The organism is Parerythrobacter lutipelagi, assembly GCF_005434975.1.
GTDB classification, from domain to species: domain Bacteria; phylum Pseudomonadota; class Alphaproteobacteria; order Sphingomonadales; family Sphingomonadaceae; genus Parerythrobacter_A; species Parerythrobacter_A lutipelagi.
In genome coordinates, this window is sequence record NZ_SKCJ01000002.1 from 212,347 (window position 1) to 235,363 (window position 23,017).

26 protein-coding genes are annotated in these 23,017 nt (G+C 61.7%); 18 read left to right on the top strand and 8 right to left on the bottom strand.

Annotated features, from left to right (window positions below):
• Window positions 1-2 precede the first annotated feature (2 nt).
• The 3 genes from E0502_RS09375 to E0502_RS09385 all read left to right on the top strand — a co-directional run bounded on the left by E0502_RS09375 (window position 3) and on the right by E0502_RS09385 (window position 2,757).
• A complete protein-coding gene (locus E0502_RS09375; protein ID WP_137677758.1) occupies window positions 3-1,157 on the top strand; it encodes an acyl-CoA dehydrogenase family protein in 1,155 nt (384 codons plus the stop codon).
• Window positions 1,158-1,171: 14 nt separating this feature from the next.
• The gene (locus E0502_RS09380) at window positions 1,172-1,978 is read left to right on the top strand and encodes an SDR family NAD(P)-dependent oxidoreductase (RefSeq protein WP_137678760.1); all 807 of its coding nucleotides are present in this window, start codon (window positions 1,172-1,174) and stop codon (window positions 1,976-1,978) included.
• A 302-nt stretch (window positions 1,979-2,280) separates the two neighbouring features.
• Entirely contained in the window at window positions 2,281-2,757 is a 477-nt protein-coding gene (locus tag E0502_RS09385) for a hypothetical protein (RefSeq protein ID WP_137677759.1), read from the top strand.
• Window positions 2,758-2,777: 20 nt separating this feature from the next.
• Here the strand turns inward: E0502_RS09385 and E0502_RS09390 are convergent, their stop codons facing one another.
• From E0502_RS09390 to E0502_RS09410, 5 genes are all read right to left on the bottom strand, one after another.
• Window positions 2,778-6,059 (bottom strand): CHAT domain-containing tetratricopeptide repeat protein, encoded by a 3,282-nt coding sequence (locus E0502_RS09390; RefSeq protein ID WP_137677760.1) that lies wholly within the window; start codon window positions 6,057-6,059, stop codon window positions 2,778-2,780.
• A 138-nt stretch (window positions 6,060-6,197) separates the two neighbouring features.
• Window positions 6,198-7,238: a fatty acid desaturase gene (locus tag E0502_RS09395; protein WP_240048999.1), complete on the bottom strand. Its 1,041-nt coding sequence runs from the start codon at window positions 7,236-7,238 to the stop codon at window positions 6,198-6,200.
• A 119-nt stretch (window positions 7,239-7,357) separates the two neighbouring features.
• The gene (gene gmk, locus E0502_RS09400) at window positions 7,358-8,005 is read right to left on the bottom strand and encodes a guanylate kinase (protein ID WP_137677761.1); all 648 of its coding nucleotides are present in this window, start codon (window positions 8,003-8,005) and stop codon (window positions 7,358-7,360) included.
• Between the two features lie 55 nt (window positions 8,006-8,060).
• Window positions 8,061-8,453 carry a hypothetical protein gene (locus E0502_RS09405; protein WP_137677762.1) on the bottom strand — a complete coding sequence of 131 codons (393 nt, stop codon included), beginning with the start codon at window positions 8,451-8,453 and terminating at the stop codon, window positions 8,061-8,063.
• A 40-nt stretch (window positions 8,454-8,493) separates the two neighbouring features.
• A complete protein-coding gene (locus E0502_RS09410; RefSeq protein WP_137677763.1) occupies window positions 8,494-9,009 on the bottom strand; it encodes an SspB family protein in 516 nt (171 codons plus the stop codon).
• Window positions 9,010-9,092: 83 nt separating this feature from the next.
• Between E0502_RS09410 and hisB the strand changes: the two genes are divergently transcribed.
• The 7 genes from hisB to E0502_RS09445 all read left to right on the top strand — a co-directional run bounded on the left by hisB (window position 9,093) and on the right by E0502_RS09445 (window position 13,072).
• Window positions 9,093-9,686, top strand: a complete 594-nt coding sequence (hisB, locus tag E0502_RS09415) for an imidazoleglycerol-phosphate dehydratase HisB (RefSeq protein ID WP_137677764.1) — start codon at window positions 9,093-9,095, stop codon at window positions 9,684-9,686.
• Between the two features lie 83 nt (window positions 9,687-9,769).
• Complete coding sequence (gene hisH, locus E0502_RS09420; protein ID WP_137677765.1) at window positions 9,770-10,396, top strand: imidazole glycerol phosphate synthase subunit HisH; 627 nt, start codon at window positions 9,770-9,772, stop codon at window positions 10,394-10,396.
• Window positions 10,393-11,121, top strand: coding sequence for a 1-(5-phosphoribosyl)-5-[(5-phosphoribosylamino)methylideneamino]imidazole-4-carboxamide isomerase (hisA, locus tag E0502_RS09425; RefSeq protein WP_137677766.1), 729 nt, complete (start codon window positions 10,393-10,395; stop codon window positions 11,119-11,121). Before hisH ends, hisA begins: the two co-directional genes overlap by 4 nt.
• Window positions 11,122-11,292: 171 nt before the next feature.
• On the top strand, window positions 11,293-12,063 hold the full coding sequence (gene hisF / locus E0502_RS09430) for an imidazole glycerol phosphate synthase subunit HisF (protein ID WP_137677767.1): 771 nt from the start codon (window positions 11,293-11,295) through the stop codon (window positions 12,061-12,063).
• A gap of 96 nt (window positions 12,064-12,159) precedes the next feature.
• Window positions 12,160-12,330 carry a PEP-CTERM sorting domain-containing protein gene (locus tag E0502_RS09435; RefSeq protein ID WP_137677768.1) on the top strand — a complete coding sequence of 57 codons (171 nt, stop codon included), beginning with the start codon at window positions 12,160-12,162 and terminating at the stop codon, window positions 12,328-12,330.
• Between the two features lie 47 nt (window positions 12,331-12,377).
• Window positions 12,378-12,692, top strand: a complete 315-nt coding sequence (locus E0502_RS09440; RefSeq protein ID WP_137677769.1) for a phosphoribosyl-ATP diphosphatase — start codon at window positions 12,378-12,380, stop codon at window positions 12,690-12,692.
• Complete coding sequence (locus E0502_RS09445; RefSeq protein WP_137677770.1) at window positions 12,692-13,072, top strand: histidine triad nucleotide-binding protein; 381 nt, start codon at window positions 12,692-12,694, stop codon at window positions 13,070-13,072. Before E0502_RS09440 ends, E0502_RS09445 begins: the two co-directional genes overlap by 1 nt.
• 538 nt (window positions 13,073-13,610) lie before the next feature.
• Here E0502_RS09445 and E0502_RS09450 read toward each other — a convergent pair.
• Entirely contained in the window at window positions 13,611-15,599 is a 1,989-nt protein-coding gene (locus tag E0502_RS09450; protein ID WP_161593748.1) for a TIR domain-containing protein, read from the bottom strand.
• 251 nt (window positions 15,600-15,850) lie between these two features.
• Between E0502_RS09450 and E0502_RS09455 the strand changes: the two genes are divergently transcribed.
• The 6 genes from E0502_RS09455 (at window position 15,851) to pal (ending at window position 20,267) form a co-directional block, all read left to right on the top strand.
• Entirely contained in the window at window positions 15,851-16,318 is a 468-nt protein-coding gene (locus E0502_RS09455; protein WP_137677772.1) for a YbgC/FadM family acyl-CoA thioesterase, read from the top strand.
• The gene (gene tolQ / locus E0502_RS09460) at window positions 16,319-17,020 is read left to right on the top strand and encodes a protein TolQ (protein ID WP_137677773.1); all 702 of its coding nucleotides are present in this window, start codon (window positions 16,319-16,321) and stop codon (window positions 17,018-17,020) included.
• A 1-nt stretch (window position 17,021) separates the two neighbouring features.
• Complete coding sequence (locus tag E0502_RS09465) at window positions 17,022-17,498, top strand: ExbD/TolR family protein (RefSeq protein WP_192895949.1); 477 nt, start codon at window positions 17,022-17,024, stop codon at window positions 17,496-17,498.
• A gap of 11 nt (window positions 17,499-17,509) precedes the next feature.
• A complete protein-coding gene (locus E0502_RS09470) occupies window positions 17,510-18,310 on the top strand; it encodes a TonB C-terminal domain-containing protein (protein ID WP_137677774.1) in 801 nt (266 codons plus the stop codon).
• Window positions 18,311-18,314: 4 nt separating this feature from the next.
• Entirely contained in the window at window positions 18,315-19,691 is a 1,377-nt protein-coding gene (gene tolB / locus E0502_RS09475; RefSeq protein WP_137677775.1) for a Tol-Pal system beta propeller repeat protein TolB, read from the top strand.
• Window positions 19,692-19,754: 63 nt separating this feature from the next.
• Window positions 19,755-20,267, top strand: a complete 513-nt coding sequence (gene pal / locus E0502_RS09480) for a peptidoglycan-associated lipoprotein Pal (protein ID WP_137677776.1) — start codon at window positions 19,755-19,757, stop codon at window positions 20,265-20,267.
• 44 nt (window positions 20,268-20,311) lie between these two features.
• Here the strand turns inward: pal and E0502_RS15110 are convergent, their stop codons facing one another.
• Window positions 20,312-20,464, bottom strand: coding sequence for a hypothetical protein (locus E0502_RS15110; RefSeq protein ID WP_161593749.1), 153 nt, complete (start codon window positions 20,462-20,464; stop codon window positions 20,312-20,314).
• A 206-nt stretch (window positions 20,465-20,670) separates the two neighbouring features.
• Between E0502_RS15110 and E0502_RS09485 the strand changes: the two genes are divergently transcribed.
• Complete coding sequence (locus tag E0502_RS09485) at window positions 20,671-21,204, top strand: J domain-containing protein (RefSeq protein ID WP_137677777.1); 534 nt, start codon at window positions 20,671-20,673, stop codon at window positions 21,202-21,204.
• A 595-nt stretch (window positions 21,205-21,799) separates the two neighbouring features.
• On the opposite strand, the gene E0502_RS09490 is transcribed toward E0502_RS09485, so the two are convergent.
• On the bottom strand, window positions 21,800-22,579 hold the full coding sequence (locus E0502_RS09490) for an SDR family NAD(P)-dependent oxidoreductase (RefSeq protein ID WP_137677778.1): 780 nt from the start codon (window positions 22,577-22,579) through the stop codon (window positions 21,800-21,802).
• Between the two features lie 134 nt (window positions 22,580-22,713).
• On the opposite strand from E0502_RS09490, the gene E0502_RS09495 reads away from it, so the two are divergent.
• Window positions 22,714-23,016, top strand: a complete 303-nt coding sequence (locus E0502_RS09495; RefSeq protein WP_137677779.1) for a PilZ domain-containing protein — start codon at window positions 22,714-22,716, stop codon at window positions 23,014-23,016.
• The last annotated feature ends 1 nt before the right edge of the window (window position 23,017 follow it).

The following is a 23,017-nucleotide window of genomic DNA, read 5'->3' on the forward strand; positions in this document are numbered from 1 at the left end:
CAATGCCTCTGTATCACGACGACGATCAGGCGATGCTCGCCGATACCGCCAGCCAGTTCATGGCCGAGGAAGGCAGCATCAAGAAACAGCTGCGCCATTGGCGCGACCGCGATTGCAAGGACGGTTTTGGCCACGGTTTGTGGGAACAGATGGGGGAGCTCGGGTTTACCGGGATCCTGCTTGACGAGGACGATGGCGGGCTCGGCATGGGCCATGTCGAGGCTGGGATCGTGCTGGAAGAAATCGGCCGCAACCTTACCCCTTCGCCGTTCCTCACCACGTCCGTGCTGGCGGCGACCGCTCTCAAGCATGGCAGTGACGATCTGAAACAGCGGTATCTGCCGGGCGTCGTATCGGGCAAGGCGGTCTATGCCGTCGCCATCGACGAAGGAACGAAGCACAATCCTGCCCGGATCAAGACCAAGGCCGAGAAATCGGGCAATGGGTTCAAGCTGTCGGGCCAGAAGGATTTTGTGGTTCACGGGGCGAGTTCCGACATGTTGGTCGTCGCCGCGCGCACCTCTGGCAGCGATGACGATGCCGACGGGATCACTCTGTTCGCTGTTCCCAGGGATGCAGCTGGCATGAGCCATGATGCCGTGCGGCTGGTCGACAGCTCCGTGGCGACGCACACGAAGTTCGACGGTGTCGAGCTCGATGGCGACGCCGTGATCGGCGAGGTCGATGGCGGGCGCGAGATCCTCAACCGGGTGCTCAACGCTGGCCGTATCGGCGCAGCGGCCGAGGGCGTGGGCGTGGCGCGCGGGGCGATGGACATGACCGTCGACTACCTCAAGCAGCGCAAGCAGTTCGGCAAGCCGATCGGCGAATTCCAGGCGCTGCAGCACCGCGCCGCGCATCTCTATTCCGAAGTCGAGATCGCCCGTGCGGTCGTCATCAAGGCACAGCAATTGCTCGATGCGGCCAATGAAAACGGCGGCAGCGAGAAGGCCGAGCTGATGGTTTCAGTGGCCAAGGCCAAGGTCGCGAAGACCGCCGGCCTCGCGGTCCGGGAAGGTGTCCAGATGCACGGCGGGATCGGCATGACCGACGAGTATGACATCGGCCTCTATATGAAACGCGATCGTGCGCTGCAGGAATTCCTCGGCGATGCCTATTACCACGCCAACCGCGTGGCCGAGCTGAGCGGCTACTAAGGAACCTCACCATGATGAAACTCAACGAACTGTTTGGCCTCGAAGGCAAGGTCGCACTGGTCACCGGCGGCAGCCGCGGGATCGGCAAGATGATTGTCGAAGGCCTGCTCGAAGCGGGTGCTGCCCGTGTCTACATCGTCGCCCGCAAGAAGGAGCAGGTCGACGAGACCAGCGCCGAGCTGGGTGACAAGGTGATCGGCCTGACTGGCGACCTCAGCCAGATCGACGGGATCAAGCAGCTGGCCGATGAGCTTTCCAGCCGTGAGGACAAGCTCGACCTGTTGGTCAACAATGCCGGGGCCGCGTGGGGCGAACCGTTCGAGGATTTCACCGAGGCGGGCTGGGATCGCACGATGGACCTGAACGTCAAGACCCCGTTTTTCCTGACGCAAAAGCTTCTGCCACTGCTAAAGGCCGCCGCGACCGAGGATCGCCCGGCCAAGGTGCTGATGATCGCGAGCATCGACGGGATGAAGTCCAACCCGTGGCCGACCTACCCCTACCAGGCGTCGAAAGCCGGGCTGATCCACCTGACCCGCCGCATGGCTGCCGAGCTGGTGCAGCACAACATCATCGTCAACGGCATCGGTCCGGGCGCTTTCCCCAGCGCGATGAACCGCGCCGCGCGCGACAATGCGGACATGGTCAAGAAGGGCATCCCTTCGCGCCGGGTCGGCGTGACCGAGGACATGGCGGCGGGCGCAATTTACCTGCTCAGCCGGGCGGGCGATTACGTGGTCGGCACGACGATCCCGATCGACGGCGGCGTGGTCAATGCGAACATCGGGGCGGGCAATTTCGTCGATCCGTCGGGGGATTGATTGCCCGCACGGTCCGCGCGATCATGTAGGAATAAGGTGACACCTGTCACCTTGTAGGGTTTTGCAACCGCTTGTTTCACAAGCGAAAAACAAATCCTGCAGGGTGACACGCCTCGCTCGAAAACGGGATCTCGCTCTGTTGGCAGTTCATCCGGGCTTTCACGATTTGAAAGAACGCCGATGATCTTAGCGCCGGTCTTGCGTGTAGGAAAACGATGTTTTTCCGCTGGCGACTGCCGCTGTGTTCTTCCTTGGCTTCGCTGCAGAGCGCAGCTATCTTCCTGCGCGAAGGGGAATTGGCGATGAAGAGACTGGCATTATCGGCAGCATTGATGTTTGCGGCGGCTACCGCCCCGGCCGCAGCGCAGGATCATGAATTCGGCAACTGCGATATCGGTGTCGAAAGCGTGATTTTTTCCGAAGACCTCTATAGTCCGCGCTATTTTCTCCAGGGTGAGGTCACTGCGATCCTGTTCGACCATGCGAGCCCGGCAGTCGCTTCGATGGGCTATGGTCTCATCTACTGGCCGGGTGAAGGCGACGGCATGGTCTGCATGGGCCAAAGAAACTTCCGCAACGTCTATCTCGAGGAAGCGACGATCGAAGTCGACCCGGAACTGGGAACGATCATGACAATTCCCGTTTCCAGGCCCGATTACGATGCAGCGGCGGACACGGGTGATTACTCCGGCGAAGTGCGGTTCGAAGTCAAATTGCGGATCGATCTGGAGAACCGTCAGATCACCCTAATCGATGACGGCGGCCTTGATCCAGAATAGACTGCGTGGGCTGGGCTTGGTCAGCGCTCGTTAGCCCCGCCGATCAGGACGAATGGTGCCCAGAATTGTGGATGTGCCCAGCTGGCACCAATGGTGTCTTGTGCGGCGTCCATCCTGATTTCGCGCATTGCCTGATGGAACGCCTGCGCGCGTCGCAAATCTGGGTTGTCGCGTTGCAGCTCCAGCGTGCGGACCGTTATGCGCGATGCGACGGTATCGTCTACCGGCCAGTGGGACGCGAGCAGGTTTTGTGCTCCGGCGTAAAAGAAGGCTCGCGAAAGGCCCGAAAGACCGTGTGTTTCACCCGTTGCGGTGTTGCAGGCCGAAAGGATGACCCATTCAGCCGAGATGCGCAGCGTCGCAACCTCGGAGGCGGAGAGATAGCCGTCATCGGCTTCCGACGCGGAAGCGGGCGGGGTCAGAACAAGGCCGGGCTCGGCAAGATCAGCCAATTCGAAGCCGGTGATGCCGTGGGTTGCAAAGGCAAGGATGCGCGCGGACGACAAGTCTTCGTTGCGAACTGCAGATTCCGTCGCACGTTCACCGAGGAATATCCTGTCTTCCCGCACGCCCATGAGTGCGCGCATGTTCTCGAGCTCGACGCGCGTGCCCGGCAGGCTGGCCAGCGAGCGTAACGCATCAACATTTGCCAGCTGCGTGCCCGACCGTGTGTCTGTCTGGTCGAACAAGCGCGACGTTGGGGGCAGCTCGATCTGTCTTGCGCCGCGCGTCTTTGCCGCCCCGGCGAGCACAGGGTCGCCGAAGCCGATGAAACTGTCCGCGCCAAAGCCGTTCCCGCTTTCATCCGCCGGAACGGTGCGATCGTCCGACTTGAGGAGCTGGAGAGATTGTATGGAAGGGATATTGACCAGCGCTTGTCGGTCGGCGAGCCATGCCGAATTGCGCAGCGCCGCCGGGTCTGCATCGGTACCAGCCGGCGCTTCCGTTATCAGCACAGAGAAGGGGAGTCCGGCCAGCGCGCCGCCCGCAGCCACGTAGATTTCCGCCTTGTCGGCTATCAGCGTATCGACCGGGGCGACAAGCTCGCTAAACAGCTCGAAGGCGATGCTACGACTGTAAGGTACGCCTTCGCCCGGTTTCAGGTCTTTTGCCCAATCGAATGCGCGCGGATCGGATACCGTCGCGCCGAGATCCCAGCGCAGGCGATTGACCCGCACTTGGATATCATCCTGCGACAGGGCAGAGCGATGCCACGCAACCTCCGTGGAGCTTATAGCGATCGTGTGCGTGCCAAATTCAGATGGTACGACGAGGAGGATAGCCTGATCGGGTTTCAACAATTGCTTCGCCGCACCAATCGGCACAGCTTCGGGCTGGATCATCGCGAAATAGTTGGCAAACTCTGCTCTCAGTTGCGCGTCTATGCGATCGAGCTCGGCAACCAGCGCTTCGCGTTCATTTTCCAGCCTGGCGCGTTCCCGACGGTCCTCTTCGTAAGTGCTGCCAATCAGGGAATTGCTCTGTTCCAGATTTGCGTCAAACCTTAGGCCTGCGTCCTCTCGTCGTTGGACCAGAGCAGGCAGTCCGGACCCTGCCTCATTGGCGTAGCGGCGCACAGCCATCTGCGCGATCGCCCGGTTTGCGGGACCGGCTATCGAGTCCTGCAGCGCGGCGAAAACTTCTTCATACAAGCTTGCGCGCGGTGCCGATTGTGTCTTCCATGCGGCATCGGCGAGCATAGAGAACTGCGATGCCCGCGACAGGTCTTCAGCCTCTCGCTGTGACTGCGCGATGCGAAGGGTGCTTGCAGAGCGCTGCCTGGTGCGCAGTGCGGCAACGGTCATACGCGCCGGGGAAATCGGATCACGACCGGTTGTCTCGTCTCGCAGTCGAATGCGGGCAAGTTTTCTGGCGGTTTCGATGGTGAAGGGGTGTTCGCGGCCCAGTTGCGAGCGCTGTGTATCAAGCAGGCGGCGGAACAGGCGCTCGGCTTCCCGGTCGCGGCCTGTCTCATAGTAGAGGTTGGCAAGCCCTGCCGTGATCGGATCGGTGCCCGGCCAAGAGAACTGATCGAGAAACATTTCGTCGGCAATGCTGCGGGCTTGATCGAGTAGTTCTTCAGCCCTGTCGAACTCGCCGATCCCCCGCAGATTGTCGGCCTGACCAACCATCGCCTGCAGAGTTTGCTGATTTTGCAATCCGAGGCTTTCACGCAGCCTGGTTGCCGCACGCTGAAAAAGCGGCGCAGCGGTCTTGTGATTGCCCAGCGCCCTGTGCGCTTCGGCCAGACCGAGTATGTTCTCTAGTTCGTCCGGTGACGCTTTGCCCTCCACCGTTTCTTGCATCTCGAGGACGGTTTGAAACAGTGCCAATGCCTCCTCGGCACGGCCTTGCGCAAGATAGGTGCGCGCCAGCCCGCCGTAAGTTCTGGCCACACGTGGATCAGTTGGCGGGACAATTGCTTCGAGCTGTTTCAGCAACTTCAGATGGCGCTGTTCTGCGCGGGAAAGGCTGCCCCGCTTGCGCAAAAGCTCGGCTTCTGAGTAGTCGAGCTCCAAAACCTGCGGAGCGTTTGCTGCTAGCGCCTGTTCCATCTCATCGCGCGCAGTCGCCAGATAGCCTCCGGCTTCGTCGAACCGATTGACCCGCGAATAAAGCTGACCCAGCCGATAGTGCACCTCATAGGGTGCGACGCCCGGCAGAGTGCCATCGCTGGCGAAGTAATCGAGCAACATGCGGTTGGCGCGCTCGGCTTGCTCTATCGCCGGCGCATCGTGCAAAACCACCGCGAGCGCATTGAGTGCGTCGGCAGTCTGCATGGAATTGCTGCTCGGTCCCGGAAAGAGCGCGGCAATCTCGCTGACGAATTTCTGGTCGGACGTGGTATCCCAGAAAACCTTCTGCATGTCCGGCCAGGCAAGTTGCGCAAACAGAAACGCTCCCTCCGGGCTCACTTCCTGCCATCCGGTCTGTGTCAGCATGCTGCGCAGTGTGCGCTGCGTATCGGGATGGTCCCGCCCGAGCGCAATTTCCTGAGCGGCGAGCAATCGCGCGTGGAGATATTCGGAGTTGTAGCGGCTTCCCGCCTGCCGGTAGATATCAGCCAAGCGGAAAATCGCTCGCAGCATGCGGGGATCGTCGAGCCCTTGCTCGTCCTTTTGTTCCGCCAGTGCGCCAATATAGGCTGAATAGGCGGCAGTCTTGCGGGTAAAGTCGTCGGCAGCCTGCGCTTCCTCAAAAGCTTCCAGCGCAGCGGCCTGCCTTTCTTGGTAGGGCTGCGCCGCTGCCGGCCAATGCAGCGCGAAAATGCAGGCGGCAATGGCAAATTGGGCTAGCTTCACGCGGCACTTCCCCTCCCGCAAACACCGTGACCAAGTTCAGCGTAGAGGCCTGTGCAGACAATGCCAAGTTGGCGCGCATGGCATGGCGCGCATGCAGCTCGAATGTGACCTAAGCCAGCAATTCTCGCATCTACGGCCTCAGGCCAGCTTCGCCCGCCGCTTTGCTTCGCCGAAGGTCACCATCTTGCGCTGGTCTTCGTCCCACAGCGCCAACAGCATCGGCTTGAAAGTCTGATGCCATGTGTAGCGGTTCTTGGTTTTGAGGTCGGGATAAGCGTCGAGCACCTTGCCGAGCCGATAGAACGGTATGCGGCTGGCCAGGTGGTGCACGTGGTGGATGCCGATATTGCCGGTGAACCAGCGCAGCACGGCGGGCAGTTCGAGATATGTGCTGCCTTCCAGCGCCGCGTGGTGGAAAGACCAGTTATCGCCCTTGTCCCACTGCGCCGCTTCGAACTGGTGCTGGATATAGAACAGCCACACGCCCATCGAGGCGGCGGTCAGCAGCACCGGCAGGACCACCGATGCGACGGCGGCAATTCCAAATGCCCAGATCAGGCCGGCCAGCATCAGCGCGATTGCGGCATTGGTCGCCATTGCGCTGACCCAATATTTGCGCCCAGCCTTCATCAGCCCGATGGGGAGGCGGTGGCGCAGCAGAAAGAGATAGGCCGGTCCGAGGCCGAGCAGCACCAGCGGGTGCCGGTAAGTCCGATAGCCCAAACGCTGCCAGCGGCTGCCGGCCAGAAATTCGCGCACGGTCAGCGTGTCGACATCGCCCATGCCCCGCGCATCCAGATTGCCGGTAGAGGCGTGATGCTGCGCATGCGACCGCTGCCAGCAATCATACGGGGTAAAGGTCAGTACACCCAGCGCACGGCCGATCCAGTCGTTGCCGGTGCGCCGCGTCATAAACGCCCCGTGACCGCAATCGTGCTGGATGATGAACAGCCGCAGAAGCAACAGCCCGGCAAGTGGCGTCAGGCACAGGGCCAGCCAGTATCCTGCATCGACAGCGAACAGGATCGCTGCCAGCAGGGCGACAAAGGGGGCGAGGGTGATGCCCAGTTCCCAGCTGCTCCGGACCGGATGCGGGGTGCGGAATGCCTGCAGTTCCCTAGCCAGTCGCTTCGGGTCAAGCGGGTCGGCTGTTTCGCTGGAAGTCATATGCGGACTCACTCGATTTCCTTCTTGGCTATCAGGTCCGGCGCCCAATGTGGCCGGCCCGTTTCCATGGCGTAGATGGCGATGGTTGAGATTTCCTGTCGAGTGGGGAAGGTAGCAGGCCGGACCTGAACCTACCCCATCAATTCCCGCACGAACGGGATCAGCCCGGTCTGCCTGGTGCGTTTCATCCGTTCGGCGTGGAGGATTTCGCGGACCTTGACGAAGCACTGGTCGACATCGTCATTGACCACGACATAGTCATATTCCGCCCAATGGCTGATTTCGGCCCGGGCGCGGTCCATCCGGCGGTCGATCACATCGTCGCTGTCCTGCGCGCGGCTTTCCAGCCGGCGGCGCAATTCCTCCAGTGTCGGGGGCAGGATGAATACAGTGACGACATCCTGATCGTCTTTCTGCTTCAGCTGCTGGGTTCCCTGCCAGTCGATATCGAACAGGAAATCCTGCCCTTGCTTCAGTTTTTTGCGGATGTAACCCTTGGGCGTGCCATATTTGTTGCCGAAGACTTCCGCCCATTCGTAGAAGTCGTCTTCTTCGACCATGGCGTCGAATTTCTCGTTGCTCACGAAGTGATAGTCGACACCGTCGACCTCGCCCGGGCGCTTGGGCCGGGTGGTGACGGAAACCGACAGCTGGATTTCATCATCCGCGCCCAGCAGCTTGTGCGAGATGGTCGTCTTCCCCGCGCCCGATGGCGAGGAGAGAATGAACATCAAACCGCGGCGGTGCAGGGCGTCGTTTTCGGTGCTTTGATCGGCCATAACCGCCTTTGCACCCAAGGCGCTGCGGGAATCAACCCGCAAGCGCGGCGAAAATCTATTCGTCCGCAGCCTGTTTCAGCAGCTTGCGATCCCCGATCCGCTTCGCCTTGCGGCGTTTCTGACTGCGGTCGAAGAGCAGCTTCGTCACCAGACCGGTGCCGACCAGCACTGCGCCCGGTACCGATCGCGTTGCGACCTTGGCGACCGCGAACGACGTAGCGGTCTGTTTAAGCGAGCGATTGCTGACAATGTCCTTGGCCGTGTCGCGGCCGTAGCGGCCTTTCAGGAAGCCGCGTTCGACCACGTCTCGCAGGATGTAGGAGCCGGCGCGCATTGCGATGTCGGCCAGCAGCAAATTGGTCAACGGGTTGGGGCTGGGGCCAGCAACCTCTTCGGTCGCATCCACCTCAGTGCCAGCGGCTGACTGTGTCTTGCGTTTGCGAGCCATGCTTCCCTTCCAATCGGACGGACCGATGCGGCGGCGTGGGTTACTTCTTGCGGCCGAAATCCACCGTCACGACATTGCTGCCGTCTTCGCTATCGGTAACGGCCGGATGGGCGCTCTGTTCCCCCGAGCCGGCAGAACCGTCGTTCTGCGCGTCGTCATGTTCTTCGGGTGCCATGTCCGCCACGCTGGCCTGGAACTGCAGCCCGAAGTCGACCGCCGGATCGACGAACGCCGTGATCGCGGAAAACGGCACGATCAGTTTTGCCGGGATCTGATTGAAGCTGAGGCCGACCGTGAAGCCTTCCTCGCGCACGTCCAGATCCCAGAACTTGTTCTGCAGGACGATGGTCATCTCGTCCGGGAATCGTTCGCTAAGGGATTTGGGAATATCCACCCCGGGCGCGCCGGTCTTGAAAGTGATGTAGAAATGATGCGCGCCGGGCAATTCGCTGCCATTGGCCTGGATTTCCCCAAGCACGCGGCCAACCACCGCGCGCAGGGCTTCTTGCACGATCTCGTCGTAGGGGATCAGGCTGTCGGGCGCGTCGTCACTCATGCGGCCTAGGTGGCGAGGCAAGCGCCTGTGGTCAAGCGGGAAAACTTGCGCCTTCCACGCCCTTGCGTATAGCGCTGCCCATCATGCGCACAGCCAGCATCAATCGCGACACCGCGGAAACCAAGATCGCCATCGAGGTCAATCTCGACGGTACCGGAAGCTATGACATTTCGACCGGGATCGGGTTTCTCGATCACATGGTTGAACAGTTCGCCAAACATTCGCTGATCGACGTGACGATGAAAATCGATGGGGACCTTCATGTCGATCAGCACCACACGACCGAGGACAGCGCGCTGGCGCTGGGCCAGGCGCTGGCTCAGGCGCTCGGCGACAAGGGCGGCATCGGGCGTTACGGCCTCGCCTATTCGCCGATGGACGAGACGCTGGCGCGGGTTTCGCTCGATGTTTCGGGACGCCCCTATCTCGTGTGGCGTGCAGGATTCAGCCAGGAAAAGCTGGGTGAATGGGATACTGAGCTGATCGAGCACTGGTTCCATTCGGTCGCGCAAACCTGCGGGCTGACGCTGCATGTCGAGCTGCTCTACGGCAGCAACAACCACCATATCTGTGAGGCAATCTACAAGGGCTTCGCCCGTGCGATGCGGCAGGCGGTGGAGCTGGACACGCGCAAGGGCGGAGCGATCCCGAGCACCAAAGGTCAGCTCGGTGGCTGAAGCGTTTTTGTCGGGTGCGGTGCCGAGCCCGGCGGTCCCACAGTGGCTGCAAATCGACGCTTCTCCTATAGCCGGAAAAACAAATGCCTGAGGTCACCGCACTCGTCGATTACGGCGCGGGCAATCTTCACTCGGTCGAGAACGCGCTGCGCAAGGTCGGCGCGAAGGTGACAGTCACCGACGATCCCGAGGTGATCCGCGCGGCGGACCGGATTGTCCTGCCCGGGGTGGGCAGCTTCAAGGCGTGTGCCGAGGGTTTGCGCGCGGTTGACGGCGTGATCGAAGCGATGCGCGAGCGGGTGTTTGTCGGCGGTGCGCCATTCCTCGGCATCTGCGTTGGGATGCAATTGCTCGCCGCGCAGGGGCTGGAACATGGCACAACCACAGGTCTGGGCTGGATCGACGGCACAGTGAGGCTGATCGAACCTTCCGATCCGAGCATAAAGGTGCCGCATATGGGCTGGAACGATGTCGCCTCCCTGCCGCACGCGCGCGGGCACGCGGTGATCGAGGGCGGAGAGGCCTATTTCCTCCATTCCTTCCACTTCAAGGTGCGCCACCATGAGGACGTGCTGGCCATGACCGACCACGGCGGCGGGCTGGTCGCGGCGGTCGGGCGCGACAATTTCATCGGGGTTCAGTTCCATCCGGAAAAGAGCCAGGCCTATGGGCTGAATTTGCTTGAACGCTTCCTGGAGTGGAAACCATGATCGTCTTCCCCGCAATCGACTTGAAGCAGGGCCAGGTCGTACGCCTTGCGGAAGGCGATATGGACCGCGCGACTGTCTATGGCGACGACCCGGCGGCGCAGGCGATGCTGTTTGCGCAAGCCGGAGCAGGGTACCTGCACGTGGTCGATCTCGACGGAAGTTTCGCTGGATCGGCGCAGAACCGCGAGGCGGTGGAAAGCATCGTTGCGGCGTTCCCCGGCCACGTCCAGCTGGGCGGCGGTATCCGCAAGCGCGCGGATGTCGAGGGCTGGTTCGACGCGGGCGTGGCGCGGATCGTGATGGGGTCTGCGGCACTGAAAGACCCGGAATTCGTGAAGGATATGGCGTGCGAATTTCCCGGCGGAATCGTCGTCGCGGTCGATGCGAAGGACGGCATGGTCGCGACCGAGGGCTGGGCGGATGTGTCCGATGTGCCGGTGATCGATCTCGCCCGCCGCTTCGAAGACGCAGGGGTTGCCGCGCTGCTGTTCACCGACATCGGGCGTGACGGGTTGCTCAAGGGTGTGAATGTCGATGCCACGGTGGAACTGGCGCGGCAGGTCGATATCCCGGTGATCGCCAGCGGCGGGGTGAAGGGGCTCGACGATATCCATGTCCTGTCGATGCATGCGAGCGAGGGTATCGAAGGGGTGATTACCGGGCGTGCGCTGTATGACGGGCGGCTCGACCTGGCGGCAGCGATTGCAATGGCGGGTCGGAGTTAGTGCGTTGACCGGCTTCAATTTCATTTCAGCCTCGCGCGGCACCGGCCCGCTCCCCCACCCGGCCACCCACGGCACTATACTGTTTGGGTGGCCGGGTGGGGGAGCGGGCCGGTGCCGCAAGGAAAGCACGGATGTGCTTTCCGCAACCGTAAGAAAACGGAGCGAAGCGAAATGACCGTCCGCATCCGCGTCATCCCCTGTCTCGACGTCGCCGACGGGCGCGTGGTCAAGGGGGTCAATTTCGTCGATCTGGTCGACGCAGGCGATCCGGTCGAGCAGGCGCAGGCCTATGACCGCGCGGGGGCGGACGAATTGTGCTTCTTGGATATATCCGCCAGCCATGAAGGGCGCGGGACGCTGCTCGACATGGTCCGGCGTACGGCTGAAGTGTGCTTTATGCCGCTGACTGTCGGCGGCGGGGTGCGCAGTGTGGAGGATGCGCGCGCGCTGCTGCTGGCGGGCGCAGACAAGGTCGCGGTCAACAGCGCGGCGGTTTCCCGCCCCGAACTGGTCAGTGAGATTGCGGAGAAATTTGGCAGCCAGTGCGTCGTCGCCAGCGTCGATGCGCGGGTCGGCACGGGCGAGATGCGCGGATGGGAGGTGTTCACCCACGGCGGGCGAAAGGCCACGGGGATCGACGCGGTCGAACATGCGGTGCGGCTGGCCGAACTTGGCGCGGGCGAATTGCTCGTCACCTCGATGGATTCGGACGGGACCAAGGACGGCTACGATGTCGAACTGACGCGTGCGATTGCCGATTCGGTTTCCGTCCCGGTCATCGCCAGCGGCGGGGTCGGCACGCTCGAACATCTGGTCGAAGGCGTAACGCGTGGCCATGCGAGCGCGGTTCTGGCGGCCTCGATCTTCCACTTCGGGACGCACACCATTGCAGAGGCCCACGCGGCCCTGCGCGCTGCCGGATTGCCCGCCCGCGGCATTTGACAAGCGGGTTTAAGTAAACTCCTGTCACCGGTACCGATGCGGGACAGACCATTCGTTGCGCTTGTGTGGAATTATTGACCGGGCATGGTCTGCGGCATGAGGACCGCCACCATTCTTGCGCTCACGCTGTTTGCAGCCGAGCCGGCCTTTGCGCAGGCAGGGGCACAAGTGCCCGAGCCGAGCAATATGGCATTGTTCGGCCTCGGCCTGCTGGGCCTGATTGTCGGCCGCCAGTTCTCCAAATCGCGGCGCAATCACGACGACTGACGCCGAGCGGGATTGACCCTCTGGCACCAGCCTTCCATGGATGCGCTATGGACACGCTGACCCGCCTTGAAGGCACTATCGCTTCCCGCAAAGCCGCCGATCCCGGCAGCTCCTATGTCGCGCAGCTGCACCATCGCGGCGTGCCGGTGATGGCGCGCAAGCTGGGCGAGGAAGCGGTCGAGGCCGCTGTAGCCGCACTATCGGGCGACCGTGAGGAAATGGTCGGCGAAGCGGCCGATGTGCTGTTCCATCTGATGGTGCTGCTGTCGGGCAAGGATATTGCCCTGTCCGAAGTGCTGGCCGAACTCGACCGGCGCGAAGGCGTGTCCGGACTGGATGAAAAAGCCGCGAGGACCGAATAATGCCGATCGACGCCACACAGCCCTATGATGACGAGAACATCTTCGCGAAAATCCTGCGCGGCGAAATCCCGTCCAGCAAAGTCTACGAAGACGAATGGGCGTTCGCTTTCGAAGACATCAACCCGCAGGCCGAAATCCACACGCTGGTGATCCCGAAGGGGCGCTATGTCAGCTGGGACGATTTTTCTGCCAAGGCATCGGCGGAGGAAATCGCCGGGTTTGTCCGCGCGGTGGGCCATGTCGCGCGCGAAAAGGGGCTGGTTGAACCGGGCTACCGCCTGCTCGCGAATGTCGGGCAGCACGGCCACCAGGAAGTGCCGCATCTGCATGTCCACCTGTTCGGCGGCCACCCGCTCGGCCCGATGCTGATGCGGCGGTAGGCGTTCGCGGACGGAGAGCCGCTGGCGAGCCAGTCGCGTCGTCCAACATGGCTCGTTGTTTGACACTTCGTGCGGGCTGGCCCACTCACAGTAATGCAAAAACTGTGTCAGTCAGTTGCATTTGCACGATAAAAGCGACGGGGGCTTTTGATGAATAAAGGAATGAGGTCGGTAATTCTGTCAGCAATCTGCCTGTTGGCAGGCTTGGCCGCGACATCCTATCTGTTGTTTTTTAGGCTCGAGTATTTCTCGATAAAAGGCATAATCTGGTCGCTGTTTGCGGGTTTGATTGTATGCGCTGTCCCTCTCAAGGTTATGGAGAAAATTGGCCTTATCTCGTTAGACCAAGATTGAAGGCACGATTTCTGTTCTTGCCGATTGACAAGGGGGCGCATGGCTGGCCGCGTTTTAACTGGCAGCTTTGGGAGGTACGTGCAGCAGAAATCTTTCGACTGCTATTGGGTGGGAAGCGGACACAATTCTATACGGCCACAGTCTGCTCAAATGGCGCTTGCGTAAGAGAGGAAGGTGTCGGCCATTAGACGCTTTCCTCTTTTGCCGGCGGGCAGGCGGGGGGATTGAAGAACAAGCGATCGGGCACGGGAATGTTCTGGCGTGCCATCACGGCCATCAAATTGGGGTAAGGGCGCGGATCGAAGAAGGGGTAGGACAAAAGTTCGAGCAAGGGGAACGGCGCCTCGGCGAAATCATAGGGGCGCATTACTTCAACGGCTTCCTCGGTCCGGCCCAGATACATCAGCGCCTGCCACTGCGTGTTGGCATATTCGGCTTCAATATCCATAAGCGCATTGGCGCCCGCCCGATCGCCCTGCGCGCACGCCTGTCGAATGTCGACTATCATTCGGGAATCCCTGCTCGGCTCATAACTGCGTATCTCGCGCGCAAGACGGGCAGCTTCTTCGACGCGTCCGACGGACAATAATACGCGGTGCGATTGGTAGAGGAACAACATGGAGCCGCGATGATCGGCTGGCGTAGCGTCATAAAGGGCCTCCGCCTCGTCATAGGCGCGCGCGTCATACAGATTATTGATATTCAAATGGGGTCGGTCGGGCTCTAACGCACTGGCGCGGGCAGCGCTTGCCGCTGCCGCATCATTGCGACCAAGCAGGTCTTCGAGATTGCCCTTGGTGCGCCACGAGTCGGCATCCTCTGGCGCGCGCTCGGTATTACGGGTGATCACGCGCAGGGCGGCATTGAGATCGCCACTGAAGTAGTGGCGCAAATACAGAGCCGTGTCACGCTCGCTGGCACTTCTGGCGGTGCGCTCGGCAGCCTCGATATTGCGATCGAATTCGGCGCTGAGTGCGGCGCGATCGGCATCGTTAATGTAGGAGAAGCTGGCAAGCGAAAGACCATCGACGATATTACTTGCAGCGGCGATGTGCGCCCGCGACCAGCTGGGATCGAGTTCCTGAGCACGGCGATATTGTTCAAGCGATGCTTGTCCGTTGCCATCCTCCCCGCTGAACGTGAAACCCTGAGCGCGAAGAAATGCTTCATAGGCTTCGACCGAGTTGGTGCCGCTGTCGATAAGCTCGGCGAGCGCTGCGGGATCGAGCGCGGTGTTTAGCGCGCGGGCGACGCGGGTGGCGATCTCTTCTTGGACAGTGATGGTATCGGCGAGCGGCCGGTCATAGCGTTGGGTAAAGAGGCGGTCGCCGGATTGCGCATCAATCAGTTCGATATCGACGACGATGCGGTCTTCGCTGCGGCGCACAGAACCATCGAGGACACGGGCAACGCCGAGTTCGCCGCCAATGTCGCTCATCGATTGCTGGCGTTCGCGAAAGCGGAAGCTTTCGGCGATGGGCGCAACTTTGAGATCAGGGGTGCGGCTGAGCGCGGCGCTGATTTCCTGCGCTAGACCGTCCGAGAACCAGCTCTGTGACTCGGCAGAGAGGTCGCGGAAGGGGAGGATGGCGATGGATTTGGCATCTGCCTGTTCGGCAGAGGCTTCGTTGCCACTGCCCGACAATCCACCTCCCCAGACCCAATAACCGAGGCCGCCCGCAGCCGCAACGGCGAGGGTAATCGCTGCCATCCCGGCCATGATAAGTGACTTTCGGCTTGGCAAGGCCGGTGGTGCGGATTCATCCGACACGATCAGACTAGAATTGGCATCGCCCATTATAGCCTGAAGCGCTCCTGTGAGAGCCCCGAATGGCACGGTATCCTTGGGCCAGTTCGTAAAATCAATTGCTTGTATTTGCCGAAAGCCCAGCGGCGGCAGCGTGCCATCGATCAAGAGCGGCACCAGCTTGCCTTGCTCACGCCCGACCTGCGCCTCATCCTTTACCCAGTTGGATTTGACCGAGGTGTCAGTCCACAGCACTACCACGCTGGCAGCATCGACCAGTTCTTGCTCGGTCACGTCGGTGAAGGTCGATCCGCCTTGGAGATGCTGGTCGAGCCAGGAGGAGATACCTGCAGCCTCAAGCGCGACAGCCAACTGCTCGGCTATGTTCTTGTCTGTCCGGCTGTAAGATATAAAAACATCGGCCACGCCATTCCCCCAAAAGCTAACGGCTATCTTATCTAGGCTTTGAGAATTGGCAAAGTGTCAGGCTGGCCCGCGATGAATGTCCGCAACTGGGTCGTTTGCAGAATGGCGGCTTACGTCGCAGAAATCTCCACGGCAAGCGCCGAATCTCGCAAGGGTGCTCCTCGGCGCGGTCAATCTCCATCGCGCAAAATCACCAGTCCGTCGGTTTCATTTGCAGCGCGAGTCCCCGCTGCGCTAAGGGCGCGTCAACCATGACGACGCGTCCCAACCCACCCGGTGGTATCATCGACGGCAAGCGGCATCTTTATGCCGTGCGCGCCTATTACGAGGACACCGATCTCTCAGGCATCGTCTACCACGCCAATTACCTGCGCTGGTTCGAGCGCGCCCGGTCCGACATGCTGCGCGTGCTTGAGATCGACCAGCGCGCAGCGATCGAAGCGGGGGAGGGCGCCTATGCGGTGGCCGATCTCCAGATCAAATACGTCCGCCCGGCGAAACTCGACGACGATATCGTCATCGTCACAACCTGTACGCAAATGCGCGCCGCCAGCCTGCGGATGCATCAGCGCGCGTTCAGAAATTTCGGCGCAGACGAGGAACTCATCACCGAGGCGAGTTTGCGCGTCGGCTTCGTCGCTCCGGATGGTCGGCCCTGCCGCCAACCGGAAGAATGGCGCGCCGCTTATCAGACAGTCCTTTTGGAAGAAGACAAGTAAATGGCTTTACTTCAAATGCTTGCCGTTACCACCGCTCCGACCCGCGTCGATCCGGTCCAGCTTTTCCTCGATGCCGATATTGTGGTTCAGGCCGTGATGGTCGGGTTGCTGCTCGCCAGCATATGGAGCTGGATGATCATGATCGGCTTTGTGCTCAGGATGAAAAACGTGCGCAGCCGCGGTCAGGCGTTCGAAACTGAATTCTGGCAGGCCGACGAATTCGACGACATGATGAAGCGCCAGTCGAAGCGCGACATCCCGCTCGCGCGGGTTGCTGGAGCGGGCATGGCTGAATGGCGTCGCTCGACCAAAGGCACTGTGGCTGACCGCGACGGGGTGCGTCAGCGGCTCGCGCTGGCAATGGAAAGCCAGGTGGCCGAGGAGTCGGACAATCTCGCTTCGCGCCTCACTTTCCTGGCGACGGTCGGCTCGGTCGCGCCATTTGTCGGCCTGTTCGGCACCGTGTGGGGCATCATGAACAGCTTCTTCCAGATCGGCGTACAGCAGAATTCCTCGCTCGCGGTCGTCGCGCCAGGTATTTCCGAAGCGCTGTTTGCCACCGCGATCGGCCTGTTTGCCGCAATCCCTGCAGTGATCGGCTACAACCGTTTCAGCCAGTCGCTCAACAGCTACGACGCGAAGATGCAGCGTTTCGCCGACAAGTTCCATTCCAGCCTCAGCCGCCAGCTGGAGCGGATGTAGCATGGCGATGGGCCTGACCCGTCCGGGCAAACGCCAACGCGGTTCGCGCCGCGCGCCGATGGCGGAGATCAACGTTACGCCGTTCGTCGATGTGATGCTGGTGCTGCTGATCATCTTCATGGTCACCGCCCCGCTGCTCAACACGGGCGTGCCGGTGGAGCTGCCGGACAGCCGCGCCAATGCGCTGCCGGAAGATGCGGAGCCGATCACGCTGAGCATTGCCAGCGACCGGACGATCTATTTCAACGAAGATCGCCTCGCGCCGGGTGAATTGCCCGAGCGGCTCGCCAACGTCAGCCCCGATCCGTCTGGCAAGCTGCCGCAGATCACGCTGCGCGCCGACCGGCTGCTCGATTACGGGGTGGTCATGGCGGTGATGGGCGAACTCAACCGCTCCGGCTTCAACCAGATCGCGCTGGTGACCAATTCCACAGCGGCCCCGCCGGCATCAATCGCCGGTTCAGACGGCGAGCAATAGCGTCCGGCCCGATGCAAACCGCGCGCCTTCGTTCCGAGGAAATCACCGGCCTGATGCTGGCGCTGTTGCTGCATCTGGCGCTGCTCGCGGCGCTGGTTATCCGCCTGCTTTTTCCTGCCGAGCCGGTGATCATTCCGGAGCGCGTAACCGTAAGCCTGGCGGAGGAAGTTGGTCTGGAGGCCGCTTCGCCAGAGCCGGTTCCGGAAAGCCGCCTCGCGGTTGCGCCTGAACTGGGTGATCTCGTGACCCCTGCTGCACCGCCGCTTCCGGCAGAGCCGGCTACAAAGCCGCCGGAGCGCGAGACGCGCCCTGCGGCAACCGCACCAAGATCACAGGAACGGCGGCGCAGGCCCGAGGAAACGCGCCAGCGGCCCCAGCCGCAGCAACAACAGCGCCAGCCCGACCGGCAGCGCGCGAGCAGGGTGGGCGATGATTTCCTCGGTGGTGCCGGATCGAGCACGACGACAAGCGAAACCCGCGCGCCCGCCAGCACTTTCGGTGCGCGCGAGCAAGCGGCGCTCTCGCAAGCGATCAACCGGCAGCTGAAACCGCATTGGCGCGCGCCGCAGGGGGCCGACGCTGAACGACTGGTCACAGTGCTGCGCTGGCGGCTCAACCGGGACGGCAGCCTTTCCGGAAGCCCGGTGGTGGTCAGCCAAAGCGGGATCAATGACGCAAACCGGGCGCAGGCAGAGGTTCATGCGGAGCGCGCCATACGTGCGGTGCAACTCGCCGCGCCGTTCAACCTGCCGGACGAATTCTATGATAAGTGGTCCTACATCCGCGAATGGCGGTTTGACAGAAGGCTCTGATTCTATGCGATTTTGGTTTTTCGCTCTTGTTCTCGCCGCCCCGGCGCCGCTGATCGCGCAAGACCTCGGCGCCCCCGTGCCGCAAGACGCGGCGGTCGAGACAGTCGAACAGGAGACCGGCTTGTCGGGCAGTGTGACCGACGAAAGCGATTGGGAAGACCTCGGCATTGCGATTGCCAGCTTTGCCGCCGACCGCGACGTTTCGACCCCGGCCAACGCCAGCGGTACCGCGGCGCTCGGGCTCGATATTTCGCGAGTCGTGTTCAACGATTTGAAGAACAACGGGCTGTTCAAGCCGGCCGGTCCGGATGCTTTGCCCAAGCCGAGCTTTGCGCAGATCACTGCACCCAGCTGGCCGACGTGGTCGAACCGCAGCACGGAAATGCTGGTCCATGGCTATGTCCAGGCGCGTTCCGACGGGCGGTTGACGGTCGGGTGCTATCTTTATGACGTGGCGTTGCGCGATGAACTGGCGCGGGCAGGTTGGGTCGTGCAGCCGCGCGACTGGCGCCGGGCGGCACACAAATGCGCCGACCTCGTCTATTCGCGTCTGACCGGCGAAAGCCCGTTCTTCGATAGCCGGATTGCCTATATTGCGGAAACCGGGCCGAAGGATAACCGGACCAAGCGGTTGGCGATCATGGACAGCGACGGGGCGAACCACCGGTTCATCACGACCGGCCGCTCGACCGCGCTGACGCCGCGCTATTCGCCGGATTACAGCAAACTGCTCTATCTCAGCTATGTCGACGGCAATCCGCGCATCTATGTCTACGACATCGGCACCGGGCGGCAGACGCTGATTACCGAGAACCGCAATCCGACCTTTGCCCCGCGTTGGTCGCCTGACGGGCGGTGGATCCTCTATTCCATGGCCGAAGCGGGCAATACGGATATCTTCCGGGTCTCGTCGCAGGGCGGGCCAAGCGTCCGGCTGACGAACACCCCGGGGATCGACATTGGCGGATCTTATTCACCGGACGGGACCAGGATCGTGTTCGAGAGCGATCGTTCGGGCAGTCAGCAGTGCTATGTGATGAATGCCGACGGGTCGAACCAGCGCCGCCTGAGCTTTGGCGGGTCGCGCTGCGCGACGCCGGAATGGAGCCCGCGCGGTGACCAGATCGCATTCACCAACGCGAGCAATTTCAACGTGTCGGTAATGTCCCCATCGGGCGGGAACGTGCGCACGCTCACCAGCGGCTGGCAGGACGAGGCCCCGACATGGGCGCCCAATGGGCGGATCATCCAGTTCTTCCGGACCGAGCGTGGTTCGGGCAAAACGTCGCTCTGGCAGGTGGATCTCACCGGCCGCAACGAAAGGAAGCTGCCGACCCCGGTCGACGCGTCCGACCCCGCCTGGGGACCGATTTTGCCTTGAATGCATTGATTAACTGAGCTGGCAGGGTCGCATCTGTTTCAACTTCCTCTTCAGGAGAGGCTTATGAATACGAAACTTGTCATCGCATCACTCATGATCGGCACCGTCGGTCTCGGTGCGTGCAAACCGAAGGCGCCCGACGTTTTGCCCCCTGAGCCGGTGGAAACGACAGCGGCTGTTCCCGAGTACCAGCAGCCGACCGGCCCCGTGCTGGGCACGCAGGAGCATTTCGTGAATGGCGTAAACGGCCTGAACGTGATCTTCTTCGACACGGATCGCTACAACATCGACAGCGAAGATGCCGTCGCTCTGCAGACGCAGGCGCAGTATCTGCAGCGCAACACGGGCATTTCGGTCACGGTCGAAGGCCACGCCGATGAACGCGGCACGCGGGACTACAACCTCGCGCTGGGTGAGCGTCGGGCCAATTCGGCGAAGAATTACCTCGTCAGCCTGGGCGTCGATGCAAGCCGCATCCGCACCGTCAGCTACGGCAAGGAACGCCCCGTTGCACTCGGCTCGAACGAGAGCGCATGGGCGCAGAACCGCCGCGCGGTGACTGTGGTTATCAATTGAATGAACTGAGGTAAGCCGGCTCGCCCGAACAGGGGCGGGCCGGCTTACTCGCCGATGCTAGTTGCGGCGAACGCCGGCAGATGGCTCGCGGCTGGCGCGGCGTCACCCGCGCCAGCGCCGCCCACACTCATCGTCAGCGCGAAAAGCGCCATGGTCAGCACTGAAACAGTGGCGGAAAAACGAAGCTGCTGGCTCATCGAACGGGTCCGGTCTTGAATTTGCGGTGCGCCTAGCACCTGAGAATAAACAAACTGTTGTGCGGGTTTCCGCAATGCAACATTTCACATCGCAACTTTGTTCCCGTCCTTCCAAAAGGTCGCAATCATCCCTAGACGAAATGTCATGACCCATAGTCCAACGACATATTCCGCCCTGCGGAGCGCCCGCTGATGGCCCGCTCGTCATGGTAGGCGCACGGCGCTCGAACGATTGGGGCTTCCCCCGCTGGCGCGGCTATGGCTCTTCGCAAGATGCGGTGACCGTGCGGCTGTGCGACAGGCATGGCTGCGAGGAAAAGGGCGATTGCCCCGCACCCAAGGCGCCGAACACGCCCGAGCGGTGGTATTTCTGTCAAAAGCACGCAGCGGAGTACAACCGCAAGTGGGACTATTTCGAAGGCCTCGACAAGGCCGAAAAGGAAGCGCGGACGAAGGACGAGCAGACCGAAAACGCCGGCTATGCCGAAGCACAGCACTATGGCTGGGCCGGCAGCGGTGACGGATCGCGCAGCGCCGACGAAATGCGCGCGCTCGATGTGCTCGAACTGGAAAACGACGCCGATTTCGCCGCGATCAAGCGGGCTTACCGCGTGAAGGCCAAGGCCGTGCACCCTGACGTAAAGCCGAACGACAAGGAAGCCGCAGCGGAATTTCAGAAGCTCCAGCTATCCTATGAAGTGCTGAAAGCAGCAGAAGAACGGCGCGAGTGGAAGGGATAGCGGCAGTCTCGCAAGGTCCGATTGCGACCCGCTAGCGGACCAATATGACACCCTGCAACTTCCCTCGTCATTGCGAGCGCAGCGAAGCAATCCAGGGCGGTGCAGCACTGCTCTGGATTGCCGCGTCGCCTGCGGCTCCTCGCAATGACGGGGCGTGTGTTGTGAGTTCATTTGTTGACGAGACGGACAGTCTGCTCCCGACCCGGTTGCGGACATCGCTGTCATGCCTTAATTCCGACCCAGCTAAAATAGAGTGGTAGGAAGCCATGATAAGCCACTTACTGCGCAAATATAATAGCGCGTTTTTCGCCCTGACTGGGGCGCTCATCTATATTGGTTTCCGCGAATACGGCCTCGGTCCATGGGGTGCGGGTGCAGTAGCCCTCGTAGCCACCATTTTAGTGGCGTCGCTTTTTAGACGGAAACCGAGTGGAACGAGGTTAGATTAACCCTCGTGTCGCGTTCATTTGGTTCGTCAGCTTCCCACCCCACTATCGTACGTTCGACGCATCAACTCACCTTGGCGCAATGCTCGGATGATTGAATTTTCGGCTCGTCAGTGATCCACAAGTCAGTGCCGCCGACTTTGGTGCTGCTAATTATCGTTCCACCATGGCGTATCGCTCCAAGGCCTCAAGTCGATCTCGTGGGTCCACGCGCTGCGCGGCTGGTGCGCGAGGTGCCAGTAGGTGTCCGCAATCGCAGCCGGGTCGAGCAGGCCGTCTTCGCCTTTGCTGGCCTTGTAGGCTGCGAAATTCTCACCGAGCATCTTGCCGAGCGTGTCGGGTGCATCGACCGGGCCGTCGATCACTACATGGGCGACATGCACGCCTTGCGGGGCAAATTCCGCGTTGAGCGATTGGCACAGCATCCGCCGCCCGCCCATCGCTGCGGCGTGGCTGTGCTGGCCGGCGTTGCCGCGCACGGCAGCGGTCGCGCTGGTGACGATCAGTGTGCCGCGCCCCCCATTTTTGGCCCGCTCGACCATTCGCGGCATCAATGCGCGCGCGAGACGGAAGGGCGCATAGGTCGCGAGCCGCCAGCCCAGCTCGAACGCCTTGTCGCTGGTGTCCGCCAGGGTGCGATTGCCGATCTGCGCGCCAAGGTTGAACAGCGCGACTTCGATCGGTCCGATGCTGTTCTCGACCTCTTCGACCAGATCCTCGATCGTATCGGGCTGGGCTGCATCGAGCAGCCGCCCGCTTGCCTTGCCGCCAGCCTGTTCGATCTGCGCGACAAGCGCGCGCAGCCCGTCTTCGTCCGACCGTCGGGCGAGCACTGCGTGATAGCCATCACGTGCAAAGCGCGCTGCGGCGTGGCCGCCGATCCCGGCCCCGGCCCCCAGCACCAGAAAAACACCTTTGGCTTTCGTCATCGCGGGTTCCTTCACGTTGCGCCGTTCTGCGCCGAACTCTCCGGCGTTAATCCGACAGTAGGCATGTTAGCGGAAATTTTACACATTGCGGGCAGTCTCGGGGCGGGGAAGCATTCAGCCGTTAGGCAAAAAAGATGGATCAAAGGAAGAAAGCCAGAGCGAAGGTGGACTACGCGACGCGCTGCAGGGCGCCTGCGGCGCCGGTCGATATCTGCCTCAACGATGTATCCATGAGCGGTTGCCGCGGGACATTCGGCAGCACGCCACTATATGCTGGCAGCACCCTGAAGATCGATCTGGTCGATGGGCTGGTCGTGCCGGGCGAAGTCGTGTGGGTCGACGGCAACGAGTTCGGCGCGCGCTTCCTGATCGACGAGGCCGAGGCAGCGCCATCGGCAGACAAAGACAATTCGGCGCCAGAACCCGGCCGCGCTTGAT

Bases quoted from the DNA above. Each gene is read 5' to 3' on its own strand.
- E0502_RS09470 (WP_137677774.1), top strand. From the start codon at position 17,510: ATGCAAACCGCGCGCCTTCGTTCCGAGGAAATCACCGGCCTGATGCTG.
- E0502_RS09485 (WP_137677777.1), top strand. From the start codon at position 20,671: ATGGTAGGCGCACGGCGCTCGAACGATTGGGGCTTCCCCCGCTGGCGC.
- E0502_RS15110 (WP_161593749.1), bottom strand. From the start codon at position 20,464: ATGAGCCAGCAGCTTCGTTTTTCCGCCACTGTTTCAGTGCTGACCATG.
- E0502_RS09445 (WP_137677770.1), top strand. From the start codon at position 12,692: ATGCCGATCGACGCCACACAGCCCTATGATGACGAGAACATCTTCGCG.
- tolB (WP_137677775.1), top strand. From the start codon at position 18,315: ATGCGATTTTGGTTTTTCGCTCTTGTTCTCGCCGCCCCGGCGCCGCTG.
- E0502_RS09410 (WP_137677763.1), bottom strand. From the start codon at position 9,009: ATGAGTGACGACGCGCCCGACAGCCTGATCCCCTACGACGAGATCGTG.
- pal (WP_137677776.1), top strand. From the start codon at position 19,755: ATGAATACGAAACTTGTCATCGCATCACTCATGATCGGCACCGTCGGT.
- gmk (WP_137677761.1), bottom strand. From the start codon at position 8,005: ATGGCCGATCAAAGCACCGAAAACGACGCCCTGCACCGCCGCGGTTTG.
- hisF (WP_137677767.1), top strand. From the start codon at position 11,293: ATGACCGTCCGCATCCGCGTCATCCCCTGTCTCGACGTCGCCGACGGG.
- E0502_RS09405 (WP_137677762.1), bottom strand. From the start codon at position 8,453: ATGGCTCGCAAACGCAAGACACAGTCAGCCGCTGGCACTGAGGTGGAT.
- E0502_RS09495 (WP_137677779.1), top strand. From the start codon at position 22,714: ATGGATCAAAGGAAGAAAGCCAGAGCGAAGGTGGACTACGCGACGCGC.
- E0502_RS09375 (WP_137677758.1), top strand. From the start codon at position 3: ATGCCTCTGTATCACGACGACGATCAGGCGATGCTCGCCGATACCGCC.
- E0502_RS09465 (WP_192895949.1), top strand. From the start codon at position 17,022: ATGGCGATGGGCCTGACCCGTCCGGGCAAACGCCAACGCGGTTCGCGC.
- E0502_RS09435 (WP_137677768.1), top strand. From the start codon at position 12,160: ATGAGGACCGCCACCATTCTTGCGCTCACGCTGTTTGCAGCCGAGCCG.
- E0502_RS09455 (WP_137677772.1), top strand. From the start codon at position 15,851: ATGACGACGCGTCCCAACCCACCCGGTGGTATCATCGACGGCAAGCGG.
- hisB (WP_137677764.1), top strand. From the start codon at position 9,093: ATGCGCACAGCCAGCATCAATCGCGACACCGCGGAAACCAAGATCGCC.
- tolQ (WP_137677773.1), top strand. From the start codon at position 16,319: ATGGCTTTACTTCAAATGCTTGCCGTTACCACCGCTCCGACCCGCGTC.
- E0502_RS09385 (WP_137677759.1), top strand. From the start codon at position 2,281: ATGAAGAGACTGGCATTATCGGCAGCATTGATGTTTGCGGCGGCTACC.
- E0502_RS09440 (WP_137677769.1), top strand. From the start codon at position 12,378: ATGGACACGCTGACCCGCCTTGAAGGCACTATCGCTTCCCGCAAAGCC.
- hisH (WP_137677765.1), top strand. From the start codon at position 9,770: ATGCCTGAGGTCACCGCACTCGTCGATTACGGCGCGGGCAATCTTCAC.
- E0502_RS09490 (WP_137677778.1), bottom strand. From the start codon at position 22,579: ATGACGAAAGCCAAAGGTGTTTTTCTGGTGCTGGGGGCCGGGGCCGGG.
- hisA (WP_137677766.1), top strand. From the start codon at position 10,393: ATGATCGTCTTCCCCGCAATCGACTTGAAGCAGGGCCAGGTCGTACGC.
- E0502_RS09380 (WP_137678760.1), top strand. From the start codon at position 1,172: ATGAAACTCAACGAACTGTTTGGCCTCGAAGGCAAGGTCGCACTGGTC.